The organism is Bradyrhizobium sp. ARR65, assembly GCF_000472385.1.
Lineage (GTDB): Bacteria > Pseudomonadota > Alphaproteobacteria > Rhizobiales > Xanthobacteraceae > Bradyrhizobium.
In genome coordinates this window covers 13,270-32,695 of sequence record NZ_AWZU01000067.1, presented here as the reverse complement: position 1 = coordinate 32,695, position 19,426 = coordinate 13,270, and the positions used below count along the sequence as shown (strand labels likewise).

The window sequence follows — 19,426 nt, the reverse complement described above, 5'->3', positions numbered from 1 at the left end:
CGCGAGCTTCTCTTCCCGGTAGAGCCGGAATAGCTTTTTGTGGTTGATCACATGACCCTCCCGCTTGAGCAGAACATGCAGGCGCCGATAGCCGAAGCGGCGGCGCTCCTGGGCGATCGCCCTCATGCGTTGACGCAGGGAGGCATCATCCGCCCCGGGTCGTCTGGTATCTGATGGTCACGCGGCAATAGCCGATCGCTTTACACGCCCGCCGTTCGCTCATCCCGTGGGCATCCATGAGATGCGCGACAGCTTTCCGCTTGGCCGCGGGCGTTACCACTTCTTTCCCAACAGGTCCTTCAGCGCCGCGTTGTCCAGCATGGCGTCGGCTAGCAGCCGCTTTAGCTGCGTGTTCTCGTCCTCAAGCGTCTTCAGCCGCTTGGCCTCCGAGACCTCCATCCCGCCAAACTTGGCTTTCCATTTGTAGATGCTGGCCTCACTGTCGCCATCTTGCGGCACAGATCGGCGACCGAAACGCCGGCCTCGTGCTCCTTCAAAATCCCGATGATTTGTTCTTCCGAAAACCGGTTGCGCTTCATGCTCCGGTCCTAGTCTGGGCCAGAACGAACTTCAAACTGGATTAACCGAAAGGGGCAAGGTCAGCGTCGGCTCGCGATCCAGCGGCCCAAATCGACTGCATCGGTCCGCTCAGGGGTAAACCGGACGTGTTGTTCCTGACTCTCGATAGGCGCTCTTGACCGTAGCGGCATGGTAACGCCGTCAGCTCAATCGAGCGCGCGGTCCGCTTCTTCCTTCTCCTTCTCCGCAAGTTCCTTGATTGGGGTGTCTACCCCTTCCGCTAACAGTTGTGCGGTTTCGTCCTTTCCAGGCTGATAGCTCGAGTGCTTTTTTGATGAGCCAGCGCGCTCAGTTCACCCCGCGCCCACCTCACGAGGCCTGCCTCGAAGCGGCCGGCATAGGGAACGAGCTTCGGGCGCTCGGCTTCGAACACTTCTCAGATCGTCTGATCGGCCAGCTCTGGATGGCGATGTGCCTTGGCGTAAGCGATGCATTTGTCGAGCAGCCAAGCACTCAACTCGGCAAGGTTCTTGACCCTCGAACCGCAGCCGCGGCGTGAAGAAGCGTTACCAGACCAGCCCGAGCTGGTTCTCGACCTGCCCCTTCTCCCAGCCCGACGCCGGCGTGCAGGCAACGGGGTCGACCAAGTAGTGGCTGCACATCTGCAGGAAGCGGCGATTCTACAGCGCCCCTTCCCGCCGAAGATCGTCTCCACCGCGGTCTTCGCGGGCTAAGGCCCCGCGTTCCGACCTCAGCTCCAGTCCGAAGCATGACACGTAAAGGCGCTCGCACTCCGTTGATCTATCTCGATGTGATCCGTCGGAATCCGACGCCTGCTTAGCCTTGGACGTGCAACGACCTATCTCGCTGGCGCTGGTTGGCAGCGCGAGCAGAAATCTAACCTGCCATTGATCATCGAACTTGCGTCCGGGTTACCTTGCTGACAAGATACTATTTATAGTGTTATTCGGAAACGGCCATATGGAGGCGAACTATGCATGCATTGGATCGCGCCAAAATCTATTCGTGCGTTGGCGATCACGAGAAGTATCCTTGGAAGCCGATGCCTTGGCCAGGAATTTCTAACAAGGTCCTATTCTGCGACCCAGTGATGGGCACAACAATCGAACTTGCTAAGATCGATAACGGGGCCGTTTTCCCGGTTCATTACCATCCGACTGTGCAGACTTTATTCCTAATAAAGGGAAGAGTGCGAACTGAAGGACGAGTTATTACCGTTGGCACATTCGATGTAATCCCGGCCGGGGAAAAACATGGCGGTTACATCGCAGAGGAAGACTCGATCCAGTACAAGCTATTCTCAGCTATGCCAGTGTACTTCTTGGAGAACGGCGATGTTTTCTATTACAAGTACGATGGAACGGTCGAAAAGATCGGCGCGACCCAACTCTCCGCGCAAAATATTATGAGTGCATCGTAGGGTTCAGAGCGCAACATTGTCGAGGGAGCCCATGATAGATAGAAGAGCCTTTCTGGCGAGTGCTGGTGCAACGCTGGTCACCGGTCCCACGGCATCACTCGCCCAAACGACTCCCGCCAAAAAACTTCGAATTGTCGTCGTTGCTAATCGGTATCACGAAGCAGACGGTCTTATGGCCGCCGCCTGCAACCAGATGAAGCACAATCCAAACCTTAGTATTCCATACAATGTGGCTTGGCCGCGCCCTCAAACAGACCCACCAACAGATCGCCAAAAACCGCGCTGCCTGATCGACGTGCTTAAGGATCCCTCGGGCAAAGCTCTATCAGCAACCGTGGAGATTTGGTGCATTGATGATCTTGCCAACACGAAAGGAGTCAGTGGCGACAAAATAACGGCTATGGACCTAATCACCAATTACACGAGTCCGGCCAGCGCGCCTGACGGGGTCGTTGCGTTCGGCACCGCTGGCTATCCGGGCCTTGCCTCAAACAACGGATGCAGCACGATTGGCGGAACAATCTACATTCATGATGCCGCGAAGGACGTTCCCGGGTTTCCTGGCGGTACTTGGGAATGGTCCGGTTTCATGGAGAAGCTTGTTCCGAGCAAAACACCGGCATCGTTCTTCACTAGCGTAGCCGCCGATCAAAAAACTATGGAGGCTATCAGCCTCGAAATGATTGCACCGCAAATTCGTCCTGCGGGCGCGCTTCAGCTCCTCATTGATGGTGACGCTGTGGGAATTAGCTCGGTAAACATTCCGTCGGTAGGGCCGGGCGCCCCTCCTCCATACTGCGACATTGATTCTAAGGCTATTGCGCTAGCAAAGAAGGCAGGAGCCACGAACATAACGTCGGTGGAAACGACGCATGGCGTCATTCGGTCCAAATGGGACAAAGCGCCATTCATTTATGTAACTGCAATTCCAAATCGCGTCTGCCACTTTCCAGACGAAGCGTCCCAGAAGTACGCACAAGAGTTTCCGTCATCGCATAACGCTGGCGTCGCGTTGAAGTACGTGATGCCACATTTCGCTAGTGCCATTACCCAGTAGGGCGACATAGTTGCCGCTTAGCGTGTTCTTGCTTTCGCGATCATCCTTCAGATTGCCATCATCTCCTTGAAGCTTGGAACTACGGCACGTTGATCGGCGCCTATCTTTATCTTCGGTCGATCAGCGCCGCTCGTGGTGGCTCCTGGTTCTGGGCAAGCTTGGTACCGGCGGTCTGCTCGGCTGCATTGGGGAGAGACGGCTTCTCCTGGCTGCACTTCTGGTGATGGCGTGGATTCTGGGCAATCTCGGAAGTTCTTTGAAAAGATCAGCTTAGCCGCAATCCGCCCGCGTGCTCTCCAAGCATGAGCGAACTTTGCTGCCTTGCAATTTCGACTGAGGGCTTCGCAACCAAACAACGCTCCCGCTCGAATGTGCTGCGCCACCAAACACCTGCAGCGTTTTGCGATTTTGGGCGCTCGACAAATTCCAGCGCCCGCGCGCCTTCGATCTCTTCCAGCCACGTGGGCTTTTCGGCCTGCGACTTTGACGGCTCGCTTGCTTTGATCATGCTTCATTCCACCCCTGGCATTGACGCGCACGCCCGACATGGCATGCCGTCAAAGCCTTTCATTTGTAACTTGTTGATAGTGAGGTTGTGAGCTTACAGCCTTTCGCAGCACGAGATTCAAGCTAAAGAACTCAATATTGTGCCGCAGCTATCATACTTGGTGTTGATGGGACACGGGTTGCTAGAGGCCACCCAAAGGAGGGAAGCCCGAAAAAAGGGGCCTATTTCTTGTGAGTGCGAGCACTGTCGCGTTTAATGCGGCGGCACCCGCATTCGGCGCAGACCTAGCTGCGCAACCCCATTCACACACCAACGCACCATCGCCTGGCAGTCGCCGATTTTGGGCAATCGGCAGAATCGTCTGCCTGGCCTTGTAGGAATCCGGGTTGGGACTGAACACAGAGCCCAGCCGTAAGACTAGCAACGAGGAAATCCGAAGCCCGAGCGAGGAAGGAAATCGACCACTCACGGCAACTGATCTCCGTGTAGCTCGTACCGCAAGCGTCTGTTTTACGCGGCTAAGAATGCCGTCAGCCCTCAGCAGACGAGAGCCACTTCTAAATCCTACTGTGATCCGGAGCTACGGGAGGTTACGGGCGCGACCACTTGGGGCCGAGCGCTCTCGCGCAGCTCCCACGGTACACCGTCCACTCGGCACGCCAAGCCGAGCCCACATCGAACATGAAATTGCCCCCAGCGCCTTCGAGGTTGAAGGCTTGATGGTGTGCGTGCGTCGTGGCCGGATGCGTCAGAGCGCGCGCAAGTCAACTACCAACTTCAGCAATTGATGGACGTGAGGCAGACATGGCACTCAGTGTCAATGAACCCCGCGCGACGGCCACATCAAGGAAATCCGGATGAAATATAGATCCGGCCGCACCCAACGGTCCTGACAAATGTGCCGCCCCCTCGCCTGCAGCTATCAAGTCTCCTCCATCCGCTATCTCTGGTTTTCACGAATTCCATGATCGACTTTATCGCGCGATCGCCGAGCGCGCATGTTTCAGTGGCCTCTTGGCTTCTAGCCTGTCAACTGCCTCGTCTCTCAGCCACCGCATGCGAACCAAGCGCAGTGCCGCCAACTAGCTGGCACGCGAGGCCCTCCGTTCCGGCGACTTCTATCTTCTCGAAGAATCGTCTTCTTCGACCAGGATCTTCGGCATCAGAAATTCTTCTCACCGTTATGGTGAAAGAGATGGCTCGTTTGCAGCAAATGGTGAAAACGTTACGGTGCGTCGATCGACTGCCACTATCTGGCTCAGCAAAGGCGGCGAACAATAGTGCCCGCTCCCGACGCCGAGACGACGCGGCCGAACTACGTTGCAACTGTCGATCTCGAATCTCGGCGGTATGGCGCGCTCGCCACATACGACCCCAACCATTCCATGGCGTGCGGCACTCCCCCCAGTAACCAGCCTCGCGAAGGCTAAGCGGGCCTCGCCGAGATTGATACTGGCACCTGCTGCGAAGCGTCACTCCGGACCGACTTCATACCCCAAATACTGGTCAGTTCCGGCCGATCAGGTCGGAGCGCAATCCATCAAATCCAACAATACAGAAGCGGAGCTCACTATGCATGGTCGCGTTAGCTTGGCGATGTTGAATGAAATCTACTCGGCCGCGGCACCGGCTTTCAGCTTTCGACAAAATACCGGCCAAGGAGGGCCTGTTATCGCACTCTCGCTGGCAGCGGCTCTCACCGGCGGTTCGGCATTCGCACAAGCAGCCAACGACCATTCTCTCAAGAGCGACCCTCCGGATGCGGCTGCCAGAAGAACACTACTAAAAGAGACGGATCCTGCCAGGACCGTGCGGCCCCGCCGGCCCAAAGCAGCAGCGCGTGACATCGGCAGCTCGGCACAAGAGCCAACTGCGACGCAGCCTAACGGAAAGGGCCACCATTCCGATGAAGTTGCTAAGAGAACTCAAAAGAGGATCGATCCATTCGCAAAATTTGACAATCTCCGCGAAAAAGGCATGTGGCTCGTCATACCCGGTCCTGCCGATACTGTAGATCAGGATAAAGGAGGGATTAGATCGGCGCTGGCAGATGTCGGCATCGGTTATGTTGGCGGGACAGTGAACACCTTTATAGATAATCGACTACCAAATGCAGCCAGAAGCACGATGCCAAATCAGTCATTCATGGGCCAGAATCCGACATTTGGTACCGTGAATTTCTTCATCATGACGTACGATCTCAGCCGCTTTGGAATACCCGATGGTCAGATCATCGCAGGCGTCGAGCAACAATACTGGACATGGAAACCAGGGGGGCCAGATAGAGTCGGTCTCAATACATTTGCCTACTACCAGACATTTTTCGACAGGAAACTCGAACTCAAAACGGGTTACCTCAGAAATTTAAATGAGTTCGCTGGCACATTGGTCGGAGGGAATGCAGGAGCAAGCGTTTCAGCCCCTTCGTCGAATATTCTGTATCAAGCAGGGATGAGCAACAATGCCGCGCCTACGCCAGCTCTCAACCTGAAGTACAATTTTGATGATCATCTATATAATAAGTTCTCGCTCCAGCGCTCAATCAGTCCAGACGGTCAGTATGCGCAACTAACCGAGAATCCCAGCGGCCTAAACTGGAGCACGGAGCACACCGGCATTCTGTTCCTTGATGAAGCTGGGTACAAGAACAAAGCTGCTCCGGGCTTACCCGAGACCTGGTTGCGGATCGGCGCCGGCTTCAACAACAGCAGCTACAAGAACTTGCAGGATCCGGCGCAACCGAGAGCCGACGCAAACAGTATCTACTACGTCGCCGCGGACAGGCAACTCTGGCAGTCTGATGCCCAGGTCTCGGCATATCGCGGCATCTATGGTGGATTCTCCGTAATGTACGCTCCGCCTGACCTGAATAGAGTTAGTCAATATTACGAGCTTCGCCTTTATGCGAAGGGACTGTTTGACAGCCGCCCCACTGATCAGATTGCGCTTGTGGCCACCAACGCCGTCTGGAGCAAATTTGCGGTGGATGCAGCCTTGGCCAAAGGAGATCTCGTGCATCGCGAAAGTACCGCGATCTCCGGCACCTATACCGCGCATCTTGCACCCGGGATCTACGCGAGCGTAGGACTGACATACATCAACAAGCCGACGAGCATTACACACACACGTGAAACCGGGCATGCTTTGAACTTTCTGGTATCTACGTCGGTGTTTTTCTAAGCGCTCAAGTCGCCAGTCGTGTATTTTAAAGACAAGATTCCAAAATCAGTAGACAATTGATTTAAGGCTGAGAATTGGACATCAGCCCTGAGGCGATTGGTGTTGAGCGACGCGCAAGTAGGAACCGGATTGCGCCGCAGTGTCCGGCAAAGGCGGTGACCCCGGCAGCAGTGGGCGTGACAACCGGCTGTTTATGGAATCCGTTCTTTGGATTGCCCGCACCGCTTCGCCGTGGCGCGATCTGCCGGAGGCCTTTGGGAAGTAGTTCAGGTCATATGCGCGCTTCTGGTGCTGGGCGTGGAAAGGAGTCATGGATAACGCCTCTTCAAGGCCCTTTGCGACGACCCCGTTTCGAATATGTCCTCATCGACGGCACACTCGTCCGGGTCCATCAGCATGGCACCCGCGCAAACGGGAGGATTCAAAAATCAGGCCATGGGCCACTCGCGCGGCGGCTTGAGGACGAAAATTATGGCCGCCGATCGACCCCATCGGTCGTTCGCTCCGTCCTTTGCCCGGTCATCACGCGAGCCGCTGATCACGGATCCCAATTTTGCGGCGCTGATGGACGAGAAGGCCTTCGACAGCAACTAGCTTCGCGCCTACCTCAACGAACGTGCTGCCGCCTTGGTCATCCGATTCGACCCCATCCCGAATAAGCGACCAGCCGCCAAGCAGCGTGGGCTGAACATCGAACTCATAGAACCGCGCATGTTGCGCCGGTCGTCAATGGGGGTACGCGCCAGCTTCAGGAGACGTCCCAAGATGTTGCCGTTGCTCAAGCAAAGCTCTCGCAGCGAGCTCAGCATCTCGCGCGCAACGAAATTGGCGGCCTTCGAGACTGTCGAACATGCGTTCCGCGGAAAAGAAACGGAAGCCCTGTTCGTTGCGGGTGACGATGCCGGCGGCCCGGTCACAGACTTCAATGATATAGGCATTGGGCATGATTGTTCGCTCGCCGGTAAACCGGCGTTCCTATCTGCTTTGCGATGTCCGGTCTTCCAAGGAGAGGATATCAGGAACAGGCGCGCGTGGCTGCAGCGGCGCGGCGAGAACACATGCGGCTGCGCATGTTTCCCCAACCGGTTGGCCTCTCAATCTCATCGATTAAGCCTCAGAGCAATGTTCGTTGTCCACTATCTGGATTGATAGCATTTTCAATGAAATGCTCTCCAAATTCTGGGCGATAGCGCGACGATAAAGGCATGAGTGTGACTGCGCGTGCGAATCGACACGAGGCTACACGCAATCGGGCGCGTGGAACACCCCAGTCGGTGATGCAAACAGCAACTTAGGCAAGCACCAGAACCATAAACGCTCGCGGTATTTGGTCCAATAGAGCTGGCCCTGGTCCGGCAAGAGAGCGTCAGGGCCGCCGCCACATACTCCATAATCGACCTCGCGGCCGTCTCTTTTTAAGCATCGGCAGCTGAAAAAATGAGCTTTGCGTCAGCTTGATCAACTAACTTCCCAGTATTCGGAGTTTCGTACAACACATTGGTGCTTAACGTAGCGCCTCCTGTGCACACCTCAGCTGGTGAACCCGCCTTCCAGCGCTGGCTTGCCTGAGCATCTCGCCCATCTGCTGTATAGTCGCTTCGAAGAATGCCCGTGTACAGCGCCTCCCGAAAGGCGGATCCACTTTTCCTCATGATTCAAATGGCCCCCTCCCTCATGAACACTCAATGGTCCTCGCAAAGCCAGGGGATGTGTTTCGGCCTGGCTCTGGCGCGACGCGTTGGTTCTGTGGCGGCTTCAGCCGTCAGGATCCCTTCGGGTTCACCTCGGCGTAGCCGCCCTTGTCGTCCCACTTGTAGACGACATAGTCGAGCTGCTTGATGTCGCCCTTGGCGTCATATTCCAGTTTGCCGATGACCGTATCCCAGGAGCCGGCCTTGATGGTGTCCATCACCTTCTTTGGATCTGAGGTACCGGCCTTCGCCACAGCCTGCGTCCACACCTGGATGGCGGCATAGGTGTAGAGCGTATAGCCTTCGGGATCGATGTTCTTCGCCTTGAATTTCTCGACAATCGCGGCCGCGCTCGGCTTCTTGCGCGGATCGGGTCCGAAGGTGAACAGCGTGCCTGCGCCGGCGGGGCCGGTGATCGAGGCATATTCCTTGTCGGCAAGCGCATCGCCAGCCATTAGGATAGTCTTCAGGCCCTGGTCGCGCATTTGGCGGAGGATCAGGCCGGCCTCCTGGTGATACCCACCTACATAGACGAGATCGATGTTCTCGGACTTCAGCCGCGATACGATGGCATTAAAGTCCTTGTCCCCTTTGGTGTAGGACTCATAGAGCTTTTCGGTAATGCCAGCCTTGTTGAGCGCCTTCTTGGTCTCATCGGCCAGACCCTTGCCATAGGTGGTCTTATCATTGAGGATCGCGATGTTCTTGCCCTTGAAACTCTTGGCGATGTAATCGCCGGCAACTGCGCCCTGCTGGTCATCGCGACCGCAGACGCGAGCGACATTCCACAGCCCTCGCTCCGTGAAGGTCGGGTTGGTGGAGGCCGGCGTGATCTCCAAGACGTTGTTCTCTGCATAAGCCTCGGAGGCTGGGATCGAAGAAGACGAGCAATAGTGACCTGCCACAAATGGGATCCTCATGCCACCAATCTTCTCCGCCACCGAGCGCGCCTGCTTGGGATCGCAGGCATCGTCCTCGACGTCGAGCGCCAACTTCTTACCCAGTACGCCGCCGGCCGCATTGATTTGCTCGATCGCCATATCGGCACCATTCTTCATCTGGCGGCCGAAGGCGGATTCGGTGCCGGTCATCGGCCCGGCTACGGCGATGGTGATGTCTTCAGCGAATGCATTGGTGGAGAGTGCGATTAACGTGCTAACGGCCAGGCCGATTAATCTCATTGAGCTCATGAAGTCCTCCACAGTAAATATTTTCGGCTTGCGTTCGTCGCCTCAAAGTCCAGGCATCTTTGTTTCGATCGCGAATTCGATAGCGTTGATCAACAGGGTGCGAGTTGTCGCTTTTGACCAGGGTTCTGCCTGCGCTCTAGCCTCAGCCCTGATTGGTGTGAGGCCTTGCAGATAGCGCGCATCGAAGAGTTCGGACCAAGCGACCGACACTTGCGATGTCTCCTTCCGTCTTACTTCGTAGAGCACTGTTAGATTCCACAGGGCCCGCTCCGCTCACGAGAGCAACGCACAACTTGCCAGATCAAGATTAGCTCAATTAAGCAGGCATCAAAGGGATAGCTCTGTACGTCTCGTACAAAAGGGGCCGGCAAACGCCTGATCTGCATCGGAACATCTCACTTTTGTCCGAAACGTACCAACTGTTCGGTCTACGACCTCGCAGCATTGTCCCGATTTTTGATTTGCGGTAAGGAGGAACAGTTTGAGTATTCAACCTGAAATATGATGCCGCTGGATTTGGGTATTCCTAAAGCACCATTTGGCAGCAGCGCTCCTGCAAACGATGACGTGGTCTGGCGCTTCATGTGGGAGATCAGATCCGTCAATCTGTTTCTGGAAGAACTCTGCCGATTGCGGGCGGATGCATTGGGCATTACTGCACCGCAGTGGATGATCTTGATCGCGCTGTGGGGCTTGGACCGGGGCAACGGCGTTCCGGTCAATGCCGTATCCAAGCTGATGAAGGTCGACTCCTCGTTCGTCACGACCCAATCAAAGCTGCTGGAGAAAAAGGGCTTGCTTCGCCGCAAGCCCTCTACGAGCGATGGCCGTATCGTGGAGATGTCTCTGACGGATAGAACCTACAAGCATCTGGCGGGCCTCTCATCACAACAGGAGGCAATCGACAAATTGGTCTTTGGTGAATTCAACGTTCGCGGACTGAGTGAGTTCGCTAGCAGGCTCGCAGGCGTCCGAGAGCGCCTCGAGAAAGCTCGTTTAAAGATCGCTCTGGATTTGTGAGCACCACACGCACGATCGCCAGGAATGACCGAACTCCAGGTGGGCATTTCGATGGCGGGACTGCAGGCCGAAGGACATAGCACATTTAAGACATTTAAGATATCGGGGAGGCAGGGACTGATGCCATGTCTGATCGACTCCCATTTTTCGAGGTTTTCATAAAACAGCGCCGGCGAAGGTGGTCGTGGTCGGTCTGCACGAAAGAAGGTACGTTGGTAATGACCGGCTCAAGAATTAGCCGATCAGCGGCCAGCTATGATGCCAACAGAGCGCTGTTCCTCTTGTTGCTCAGTGCCCCCTATCGTTCGCGACCCCCGCCTGGAGACGTTGATCAAGAGCCTCGGGCTCACGGGCCACTTCCGCCGAAGTTTTAGACCGCAGCTTAGTGAACAGCGCGCTCACTGGCGCGAAAAGACAGCTCGACGCGAGGTGCAGCGGACTTTCGCGCCAGCTGGTTGCGACTGATAGGATCCGCCAACCACAGAAACGCGCCTGTCTCCGCTCTCGAATACGCGCCGCTTCGATCCGCGTACGGCTCGCCGGCATAGTAATCAAGGAAGGCGCCGAAATGGTACAAGTAGCGCTCCGGCTCGGGATATAACCACTTAGCAGCGGGACACATTGTAACACCGGTCGTCAGAATTCGCGGGTGAGCCTCGACCGATCTTCAGGCGTGACAATCTTGATCGACCCGTTCTCGCTTGATGCTGACGGCATAGTCACTATGCAATCGGCTAGGATCGAGGCTTTTCGCGCCTTCAATGCGGTGCCTGTCGCTGCACTTCGGACAACATCGTCTCGAGCCGGACTATTTTGTCGCGCATTTCGGCACTTGCGCAACCGTGAGCAGGCCACCTCGACGAGGCTCCTCGAGCGCGGCTACACAGGCCTTAATCTCCGCTGCCTGCGTCTGCAGGCGCTCGACGACGATATTTAGGGCGCGCTCGGCGTCCTCGGGTTTCATCTGACGCGCTTGCGAGACGGCGCTTTGCTGAGCGGGCAGATCGAACTGCAAAAGTTCGTCCAATCGCTTGAGCCGCCCTGTCAGGGCTTTCCTGGACGGCGGAGCCTACCACAGCGCCATGTGTCCGCTCGTCGACAATGACGCCCTCGCGTGGGCCTCCTCCACGCTCGCGAGTTTCTTCGTACCCAAATCCGAGAGTACGATAAGCTTGGCTGTTGGGCCCGTGCCAGGGTCGGGCGCGCCGAGCTGCGGCTCAGGCCTCCCGGCTGTCGAACCCCCCTCGCCTGCCTCCGCTGCGAGCCTGCCTTTGCCCTTCCTGCGCGCTGCAGTGCCCAGTATTTTCCGGCAGCGCAGCTCAAGCCGGCGGTTCAATTATGGCTGCTATCTTTGGCTGCACTGCGAGCAGCTGCACGACTTCGCTCGCCGTAACCCACGCACCTTCCACGATCTCGTCCAGCAATTCCAACGGAAGGTCGGCTCCCGTTCCGGCATCCCTCAGGCTGGCAACCATGCCGCCCACCCCTGACGCAAATTCCGAAAGCCGCTCCCTGACTCCTTCCAAAACGGCGCGGTGCTCAGCGCCCAGCGGGGCTCCGTTCAGAACGGCGTCGACCTTCGAGACGAATGCCGGAAACGCATCTTCGATGAAGGTCCCTGGCAGACGCACCTGCCCGTTCTCTCCCATGAGGGCGTCCCTCACAGACTCCGGAAACCGAGCGGTACGCAAACTCGCCCATTGCACATGAGCAGAACGAGCGCCGGCGCCCGGCAACTGCGGCGGGTCCCTTTTTTAATCTTTGCTGGCGACTGCCGCGATCAGTTCAAGGCTTCAATGGGCTGCAAGAGGCAGGCATTTTTATTGCACGCGTTGTCATGAGCGACATGCTTCAGTCCACATGTGGAACACTGGCGCGCGGGGGCCGGCCACATCAAGGTGAGAAGGCGTGTTGGGCAAGTGGAATGCAGCGTGCGCGACCTGGCTGGTCGAAATGTTCGGTCCAGGGATCGCGCTGCAGGCGGATCGAGGATGTCCAGGCAATTTACTCAGGAGAGGCTGGAGCCGGTCCTCGTTGCGGCAGACGAACGCTTGACCAGCCGCGTCGTATTGGGCGCAACGATCGGCAATATTCTCGAATTCTATGACTTCGGGACCTATAGCTTTTTCGCTATCCAGATCGGTCAGGCGTTCTTCCCGGCGAGGGACCCGTTCGCCAGCCTCATGTTGTCGCTCGCGACGTTTGGCGCGGGTTTTGTAACCAGACCGATCGGGGCCATCGTGCTCGGCTCGTACTCGGATCGGGTCGGGCGCCGGCCCGCGATGACCGCCAGCTTTGCGATGATGAGCGCAGCGATCCTTGTGTTGGCTATTACGCCCTCGTACGAGACGATAGGAATTGCTGCTCCGTTGCTGGCCATTTTCGCACGTTTGGTGCAGGGCTTCGCTCTCGGAGGTGAAGTCGGTCCGACTACCGCCTATTTGATGGAAGCGGCACCAGCCGAAGCCCGCGGTCTTGCCGTTTCTTTTCAGCCCGCCAGCCAACAGATAGCTGCGACGGCCGGAGCGTTGATTGGAGAAATACTCTCCCTCACCATGACAAGCGAGGCACTGCACGCGTACGGATGGCGGATCGCGCTTTTGCTCGGCGCCGGTACGTTACCGTTCGGACTTTGGTTGCGGAGCGCCCTGGCGGAAACGTTGCACCGCCCCGAAGGCCCGGCTCCCGTCGTCCAGTCTATGAGATCGCCTGCCGCTCGCCGCATCATGAGCTTGGGATTCGTCATTTTGGCCAGCTGCACGATTATCACCTATGTCACGGAATATATGACCACCTATGCGCTGAACACCCTGCAAGTTTCTGCGCCTCTCGCTTTTGCCGCCACGCTCATCAGCAATACGGTAGGAATTGCTGCCGCGTTGCTGGGTGGTTGGCTCGCGGATCTAGCCGGACGCCGGCACATCATGATATGGCCGCAGATCGGTGCGTTGCTGATGACCTATCCGGTGTTCTTGTGGATCGCAGAGAGCCGCAGTGCCCTCGCACTTCTCGGAGGCCTCGGCGCGCTCACTCTCATCGGAACGATTCCATATAGCGCGTTCTATGTGAGCATGGCCGAAGGTTTGCCCAAGAACATTCGCGGTGGCGCCTTCGCGACGATTTACGCTTTGGCGATAGCGATGTTCGGAGGCACAGCTCAGCCTGTCGTCGCCTGGCTGATCCATGTTACCGGCAGCGCTCTGGCGCCCGCCTGGTACATGCTTGTCGCTACCGCGGCCGGACTCTGTGCCATGCTTATGATGCCCGAGACCGCACCGCCGAAAGTTCAGAGCGCTGCGAACGAGCGAAGCCCCTGACAGCGCTGGACAATGTGATCGCGGGCCCCCTCCGGCTCATATCGCACGCCGCCTCCCTCGCAGACGTTGTGGGCAAGCGAGCCGAAGAGATCGCGGAACGGCAGTCGAACGGCGTCGAGCAAACGAGAACGTCCTCCTTCAAGGTTCATCCAATTTGCGCCTTGCCTCTTGCTGGAGTGTTCTTTCGATCAAGATTTCAACATTGCCGCCGGCGCAGATGCCACGCCTTGACGAGCAAAGCCTAGATGATGCGCGCAATCCTGTTGGCGAGTGCCACGGATGCGACCATGATCGGTAGTCTTTGCAGTCCGAATCCAGAGCGGGGCATTCAAGCCTCGTCAAGCAACTTGATGATCAAGGTCGCACTAACGATCAGCAACGTCCGAAGTCGTGATTCCCTCGCTTTGATATCGCCCCAAGCCGCTGCGTTTGGATAGGGACAACGAAAACCCCGTCCCGCGTAGCCGGCCGATTGTCAGTTCGGCAACAAAATGTTGCCAAGTTGACGATACGTAGGGTCAGAAAAAGCGAAAAACCGGCAATCTTCAATTCGGCACGCCTCTTGCCTTGTTCACGGCGTCGGCACCAATCGCTTGTGAGCCCGAGATGAATGATTTGGCGACTTTGAGCAAAGGCACGGAGACTGGCTGTGTCGCGAACTGACGTAGAGCGATTCGTCAACGATCTGGGGAACGAGGGTGGTCTGCTTGAACGCGTAAAACCAATTGCTACCGGCCTTGCATCGATTGTCTCGATCGGAAAGAGCCTCGGCTACAACTTCACACTTGATGAAGCTAAAAGTTGCATTCGAGCTCGACAGAAGTTGACGACTAAACGCCTCGCCGGTGGCACTTCTTATTCGAGTGATACGATCTTGACCAGCGCTGTGCAGGCCCTTGCAGAGGTGGCCACGAGGGGCGCGCAAGCCGCGGAAGCGGCCTCTGACCACGCCACGGCAGTTGAGCCCGTTGCAGTTGTTGTGGTTGTTATTGTTGCCGTCGCGGCCGAGGTCTGACATGCCTTCGCTCTGACCGCATCGGCTGGTTGCTCGAGGAGGCGATGAAGTGCGATGAAAACATGAAGTAAGCTTCGTCAAATGACACACGCTGCCGCCGAGCACTACCGACAGATTTTTGACCGGCGCCCCCCGGAGCAGCTGCGCACGCTGTCGCACCTCAAACGCTTCATGGAGCGGTTAGCCGGTGACGTGGAGTTCCGCAGGGCGCTTGCGGAGGCAATCGCCACCCCTCGAGCGGTAACAGAGCGGTACGGCATCAAAGTGGATCCAATGGAGGTGCTGCCGCTCTGGCGCGGTGGCTACCAACAATACCGCTTCAAGCCGGAGTCTGCGCCGTGGCCGCTGGCTGTGATGTGGGATGAGTATATCCGCGAGATGATGCGTCATCGCGACCTCTTGCGCGACGAAGGCGAGATGTCAACGATCAATCCTCGCTTTCATGCTTGGCGCGAGCGGCAAATCCGGCGCTGCAATGACCAATTGGGCGTGTCGGCGGCGTCGCTCACGCACCCCATCATCGCTTTCGAGCTAAGCGAGGGCTGCACCGTCGGTTGTTGGTTCTGTGGCCTCTCGGCCGATCGCTTCAAAGGCTATTACGACTATAACAAAGAGCATGCAGCGCTTTGGCGGGGCGTGGTTGGTGTCGCGAGCGAAATGTTTGGTTCGGCAGTCCGCACGGGCTTCTGCTACTGGGCCACAGATCCTATGGACAACCCACACTACGATCGCTTTCTGTTCGACTACTATCAGATTACGGGCGCGTTACCGCAAACAACAACGGCAGCGCCACTCAAGGATCAGGCACTCACGAGGCGCGTGCTCGGGCTCTTCAATCTATATCGCACGACGACGAATCGTTTCTCCGTGCTAAGCACGGCACATCTTAATCAGATTCACACGGCGTTTTCGCCTGAGGAGTTGCTAGGAGTCGAACTCATCCTGCAGGGCAACGAGGCGCTGACGGCAAAGGCCATGGCCGGGCGCGCGCGCGAGCGGAAGGAGAAGCTCAGGGGCGCTAACAAGGACGGTGCAATCGCCTTTCTGGAAAGCAATCACACGACGATCGCCTGTGTTTCCGGCTTCCTCGTAAATATGCGGCAGGGGCGTTTACGACTGGTGACGCCGGTGCCGGGTAGCGACCGCTGGCCTCTCGGGTACCGCATCCTGGGCGAACGCTTCTTCAGCACGCCTGACGGTTTCCGGGGCGGGCTACAGAGCATGATCGAACAGCATATGCTCGAGAGCCCAGCCCATGACCTGCCGATCCGCTTCCGCAGGGACCTGCAGTACAAGGCAGGGGACCGGTGCTTTCATCTTCGCTCGCGCAACATGGAACACCGCGTGCTCGACGACTTCGCCCCGATTTCCGTTGGCCGTTTGATCGCGGACGGCAACTGCACGATGTCGGAGCTGGTTATTCGGGTCGCAGCTGACGGAACGACCCTCCTTGGGGTCGCCGACTTGCTCGATCAGTTGTACATGACCGGACTAATCGAAGAAGACCTCGACGACTGCTTCATCTGGCAGACCGGTGACTGGACGACGAGGCGCATCGAAGGAGTCAAACACGCGGCCTCCCACACGGGTGCAGATTGTGCCGATTCGCATTGAGGCACTACTTAGCTTCAAGCAACGGCAGCATCCCACCATCCAGCAGTGCTGAGCGCGGTGACAAGCCGCTCCGCATCCACGGTCCGTGGCTTCGTGGCGTGCACAACCGGCGTGACCACAGAAGAAGAATGGGGTTCCGCGCTTGCGGCTTCGAGCCAAGCCCTCATTTCCGGGCATCAGCGGTGCACGACTGGGACGCACGCCGTTAAGTCAAGAATGGCTCGCCCCCCAGTGGTCAATCAAATGGTCCTGCCAGACGACAGTGCCGCTGGTTCCGGAGAGGTCGTGCCTTTTCGTGGCGCGCCACTGCAACTTGCACTGGCGGTGATCCCTGCTAGCGGACGACGACGCGCCTGAAACCTTGATAAGGTCCATGTGAATGACGCCGTCAATCCATTCATCGATGATGAAAAACAGCGAGTCGCACTCGAGGGTGGCGCCGCTAAATACCAAGAGCGGAGTCGCGTGTAGGCAATTATTCACCGCTCGGCTCCAGCACTCTCTGCTTGTTCATGCCGTTCGGTCGCCGGGCAACGAACGTGACGCGGAAATCGTGGCTCGAAGCGGGCTGCCCACTGGCCGAATTAGCAACTTCATGTTCACCGCTCCAGTCAGGAAGCGCGCAGGAGTTCACTTTGCCGTCCGGCGCATGAGCCTATGGCAGGGCGAACGCACCTGTGCGCACATCATGAACAACGTGGAATGATTATGAGTATCGATGTGCCAATCGTCCTAGTCAACATGCCTGTGTCGGCAGTCGAAAGGCCGTCGCTGGCGCTTGGTCTGCTGAAATCAGCGCTGACCCAGGCTGGACTGCAATCCACCATAGCATATGCCAACATCTGGTTTTTAGAATACATAGGCATCGCCGACTATGGACCTCTTGAGAATTGCCCGCCAGAGGAGGCACTGGTTGATTGGCTTTTCTCGGGCGTTGCTTTTCCCGACTTCGAACCCGAACAAAACGCTTTCCTCGACCTCTATTTCGAGCGCAACCCGATACACGCAGGCAAAGGTATGGCCGAGCGTCGCGCGAATTTCCTCAGGCTGCGCTCGCTTATCGGCGGGTTTATCGACTGGACGGCTGACAAGATACTGGAGAAGCGGCCGGCTATGGTCGGGTGCAGCTCGACCTTCACCCAGCATGTCCCCTCGCTCGCGTTGCTGCGCCGGCTGAGCGAGCGCTCACCTGATCTTGTCACCCTCATGGGTGGAGCAAACTGCGAGTCGGTAATGGGGCGGAGCACTCACGCGCGTTTCCCATGGGTCGACTATGTCGTGTCGGGCGAGGCTGACGCACTGATCGGCCCGCTGTGTTGGGACATCCTCAATCGCGGCAGAGACATTCCGCCTGCTGACCTGCCATTTGGCGTTTTCGGTCCGACGCATCGCGAGGCCGGCTATCCCGCGGCGTCGACGCGCGACTTAGTGCCCCGCGCAGTGATCGAGAACATGCGTGACCTGCCGCTGCCGGATTTCTCGGACTATTTTGAGGAGGTCGAGGCATCGCTCTACGCCGATCGCATCCATGCCGGGCTGCCGATGGAGTTCTCTCGCGGCTGCTGGTGGGGCGAGCGCAGTCATTGCATGTTTTGCGGGCTGAACGGCGGATCGATGACCTACCGCCAGAAGCCAGCGGGGCAGGCCGCAGCGGAGATGATTGAGATGTCGGCGCGCTACGGCTCGTCGCGCATCGAAGCTGTAGACAATATTATGGCCATTGACTACCTTGAAAAGGTGCTGCCTCACCTCACTGCGCTACCCGAGAAGCTCGCGATCTTCTTTGAGGTCAAAGCCAACCTGAAGCGCCACGAAGTGGAGAAGCTGGCTGCCGCCGGCGTCCGCTGGATTCAACCGGGTATTGAGAGCCTGGATACTCGTGTTTTGAAGCTGATGCGCAAAGGAACGACCTCAGCGCACAATGTTCAGCTCTTGAAGTGGTGCCGTCAGTACGGCGTGCGAGTCAGTTGGAGTTTATTGTGGGGCTTTCCCGGCGAGAGTGATGCATGGTATGCGGAAATGGCCTCCTGGTTGCCGTTGCTGCATCATCTGCAGCCGGGACCTGCGGTACGCTTGCGATACCAGCGCTACAGCCCCTATCATTACACAGCTGAGAAACATGGACTGAAGTTGCTCCCGGCCGCCCCCTATCGCTCCGTGTATCCGCTGTCGGAGCGCGATCTCTCGGAACAGGTATACTACTTCGAAGACAGCGAAGACAACGATGTCGGCGGCTATTTCACAGTGCGCGACGCCAACCGCCGCCCGGGGCTAAATGCCGTCGCCAAGGGCATCGATGCCTGGCAGAGAGCCTGGTGCGGGCCGGCTTTCTCTATGCTGTCGATGCAGGACAACGGCGACGAAATCATAGTCGAGGACACGCGAGCCATAGCAGTCGAGCGCGAACACCGCGTCAGAGGCCTCGAGCGAGAAATTCTTCTGGCCGCGGACGAAGGCTCGCCTGAAACCCGCCTGCGCGATCGGCCGGGCGCGGCGAATGTAATGCAGGGCGAGATTGAGGCGGCGATAGATAACATGATCGCCCGCAAACTGATCGTACGGCTTGACGCGCGGCTGGTTGGGCTCGCGTTATGGCATCCATATACACCAATCCTTCCCCTGATTGCGTTCCCTGGTGGCTATCTCGACCGACGCTCCACGCCAGTGGTCCTCCCGCGCGAATAAGGAAAACTGCGGTGTGCACTTTGCAGGGCCACACCCGTCGCCTGTCTCCTTTGCTTGGCGCTCGCGCCAGTCTTGTCGTTTTGTTCGCCCGCGTCGTTGAGCACAATCAACGGCGTCGAGCCCAAAGCTGCAACTTATATGGTTTGAGATATTTGGCCGAAGCGGCGGCGATAATCGCGCCAACCTAGT

General features: G+C 57.6%; 15 protein-coding genes and 2 pseudogenes. 10 read left to right on the top strand and 7 right to left on the bottom strand.

Features of this window, described 5'->3' with window-relative positions; translation table 11 throughout:
* Positions 1 to 539: pseudogene (locus F758_RS50375) on the bottom strand (transposase); the annotation flags it as partial.
* A gap of 419 nt (positions 540 to 958) precedes the next feature.
* Positions 959 to 1,243: pseudogene (locus F758_RS48785) on the bottom strand (IS21 family transposase); the annotation flags it as partial.
* A 270-nt stretch (positions 1,244 to 1,513) separates the two neighbouring features.
* Between F758_RS48785 and F758_RS0138955 the strand changes: the two are divergent.
* Positions 1,514 to 1,960 carry a cupin domain-containing protein gene (locus F758_RS0138955; protein WP_157450382.1) on the top strand — a complete coding sequence of 149 codons (447 nt, stop codon included), beginning with the start codon at positions 1,514 to 1,516 and terminating at the stop codon, positions 1,958 to 1,960.
* Positions 1,961 to 1,991: 31 nt separating this feature from the next.
* Positions 1,992 to 3,017: a hypothetical protein gene (locus tag F758_RS0138950; RefSeq protein WP_157450381.1), complete on the top strand. Its 1,026-nt coding sequence runs from the start codon at positions 1,992 to 1,994 to the stop codon at positions 3,015 to 3,017.
* Between the two features lie 265 nt (positions 3,018 to 3,282).
* On the opposite strand, the gene F758_RS0138945 is transcribed toward F758_RS0138950, so the two are convergent.
* On the bottom strand, positions 3,283 to 3,525 hold the full coding sequence (locus tag F758_RS0138945; protein ID WP_024512894.1) for a hypothetical protein: 243 nt from the start codon (positions 3,523 to 3,525) through the stop codon (positions 3,283 to 3,285).
* Between the two features lie 1,572 nt (positions 3,526 to 5,097).
* Between F758_RS0138945 and F758_RS48780 the strand changes: the two genes are divergently transcribed.
* From F758_RS48780 to F758_RS52900, 3 genes are all read left to right on the top strand, one after another.
* Positions 5,098 to 6,705 (top strand): carbohydrate porin, encoded by a 1,608-nt coding sequence (locus F758_RS48780; protein WP_084306028.1) that lies wholly within the window; start codon positions 5,098 to 5,100, stop codon positions 6,703 to 6,705.
* 139 nt (positions 6,706 to 6,844) lie between these two features.
* The gene (locus F758_RS53615; RefSeq protein ID WP_084306026.1) at positions 6,845 to 6,970 is read left to right on the top strand and encodes a transposase; all 126 of its coding nucleotides are present in this window, start codon (positions 6,845 to 6,847) and stop codon (positions 6,968 to 6,970) included.
* Positions 6,971 to 7,176: 206 nt separating this feature from the next.
* Positions 7,177 to 7,299, top strand: a complete 123-nt coding sequence (locus F758_RS52900; RefSeq protein ID WP_283805903.1) for a hypothetical protein — start codon at positions 7,177 to 7,179, stop codon at positions 7,297 to 7,299.
* 132 nt (positions 7,300 to 7,431) lie between these two features.
* On the opposite strand, the gene F758_RS52420 is transcribed toward F758_RS52900, so the two are convergent.
* Positions 7,432 to 7,650 carry a hypothetical protein gene (locus F758_RS52420; protein ID WP_084306024.1) on the bottom strand — a complete coding sequence of 73 codons (219 nt, stop codon included), beginning with the start codon at positions 7,648 to 7,650 and terminating at the stop codon, positions 7,432 to 7,434.
* 817 nt (positions 7,651 to 8,467) lie between these two features.
* On the bottom strand, positions 8,468 to 9,586 hold the full coding sequence (locus F758_RS0138920; RefSeq protein ID WP_024512890.1) for a branched-chain amino acid ABC transporter substrate-binding protein: 1,119 nt from the start codon (positions 9,584 to 9,586) through the stop codon (positions 8,468 to 8,470).
* Positions 9,587 to 10,090: 504 nt separating this feature from the next.
* On the opposite strand from F758_RS0138920, the gene F758_RS0138915 reads away from it, so the two are divergent.
* Positions 10,091 to 10,606, top strand: a complete 516-nt coding sequence (locus F758_RS0138915) for a MarR family transcriptional regulator (RefSeq protein ID WP_051387175.1) — start codon at positions 10,091 to 10,093, stop codon at positions 10,604 to 10,606.
* A gap of 808 nt (positions 10,607 to 11,414) precedes the next feature.
* On the opposite strand, the gene F758_RS53610 is transcribed toward F758_RS0138915, so the two are convergent.
* Both F758_RS53610 and F758_RS53605 read right to left on the bottom strand, forming a co-directional pair.
* Positions 11,415 to 11,633, bottom strand: a complete 219-nt coding sequence (locus tag F758_RS53610; protein WP_502689220.1) for a hypothetical protein — start codon at positions 11,631 to 11,633, stop codon at positions 11,415 to 11,417.
* 292 nt (positions 11,634 to 11,925) lie between these two features.
* Entirely contained in the window at positions 11,926 to 12,255 is a 330-nt protein-coding gene (locus F758_RS53605; RefSeq protein ID WP_502689219.1) for a hypothetical protein, read from the bottom strand.
* 342 nt (positions 12,256 to 12,597) lie between these two features.
* On the opposite strand from F758_RS53605, the gene F758_RS0138890 reads away from it, so the two are divergent.
* The 4 genes from F758_RS0138890 to F758_RS0138865 all read left to right on the top strand — a co-directional run bounded on the left by F758_RS0138890 (position 12,598) and on the right by F758_RS0138865 (position 19,237).
* Complete coding sequence (locus F758_RS0138890) at positions 12,598 to 13,923, top strand: MFS transporter (protein WP_024512884.1); 1,326 nt, start codon at positions 12,598 to 12,600, stop codon at positions 13,921 to 13,923.
* 649 nt (positions 13,924 to 14,572) lie between these two features.
* On the top strand, positions 14,573 to 14,938 hold the full coding sequence (locus tag F758_RS0138880) for a Nif11-like leader peptide family natural product precursor (RefSeq protein ID WP_024512883.1): 366 nt from the start codon (positions 14,573 to 14,575) through the stop codon (positions 14,936 to 14,938).
* Positions 14,939 to 15,019: 81 nt separating this feature from the next.
* Entirely contained in the window at positions 15,020 to 16,552 is a 1,533-nt protein-coding gene (locus F758_RS0138875) for a radical SAM family RiPP maturation amino acid epimerase (protein WP_024512882.1), read from the top strand.
* Positions 16,553 to 17,254: 702 nt separating this feature from the next.
* The gene (locus tag F758_RS0138865; protein ID WP_035724746.1) at positions 17,255 to 19,237 is read left to right on the top strand and encodes a RiPP maturation radical SAM C-methyltransferase; all 1,983 of its coding nucleotides are present in this window, start codon (positions 17,255 to 17,257) and stop codon (positions 19,235 to 19,237) included.
* The last annotated feature ends 189 nt before the right edge of the window (positions 19,238 to 19,426 follow it).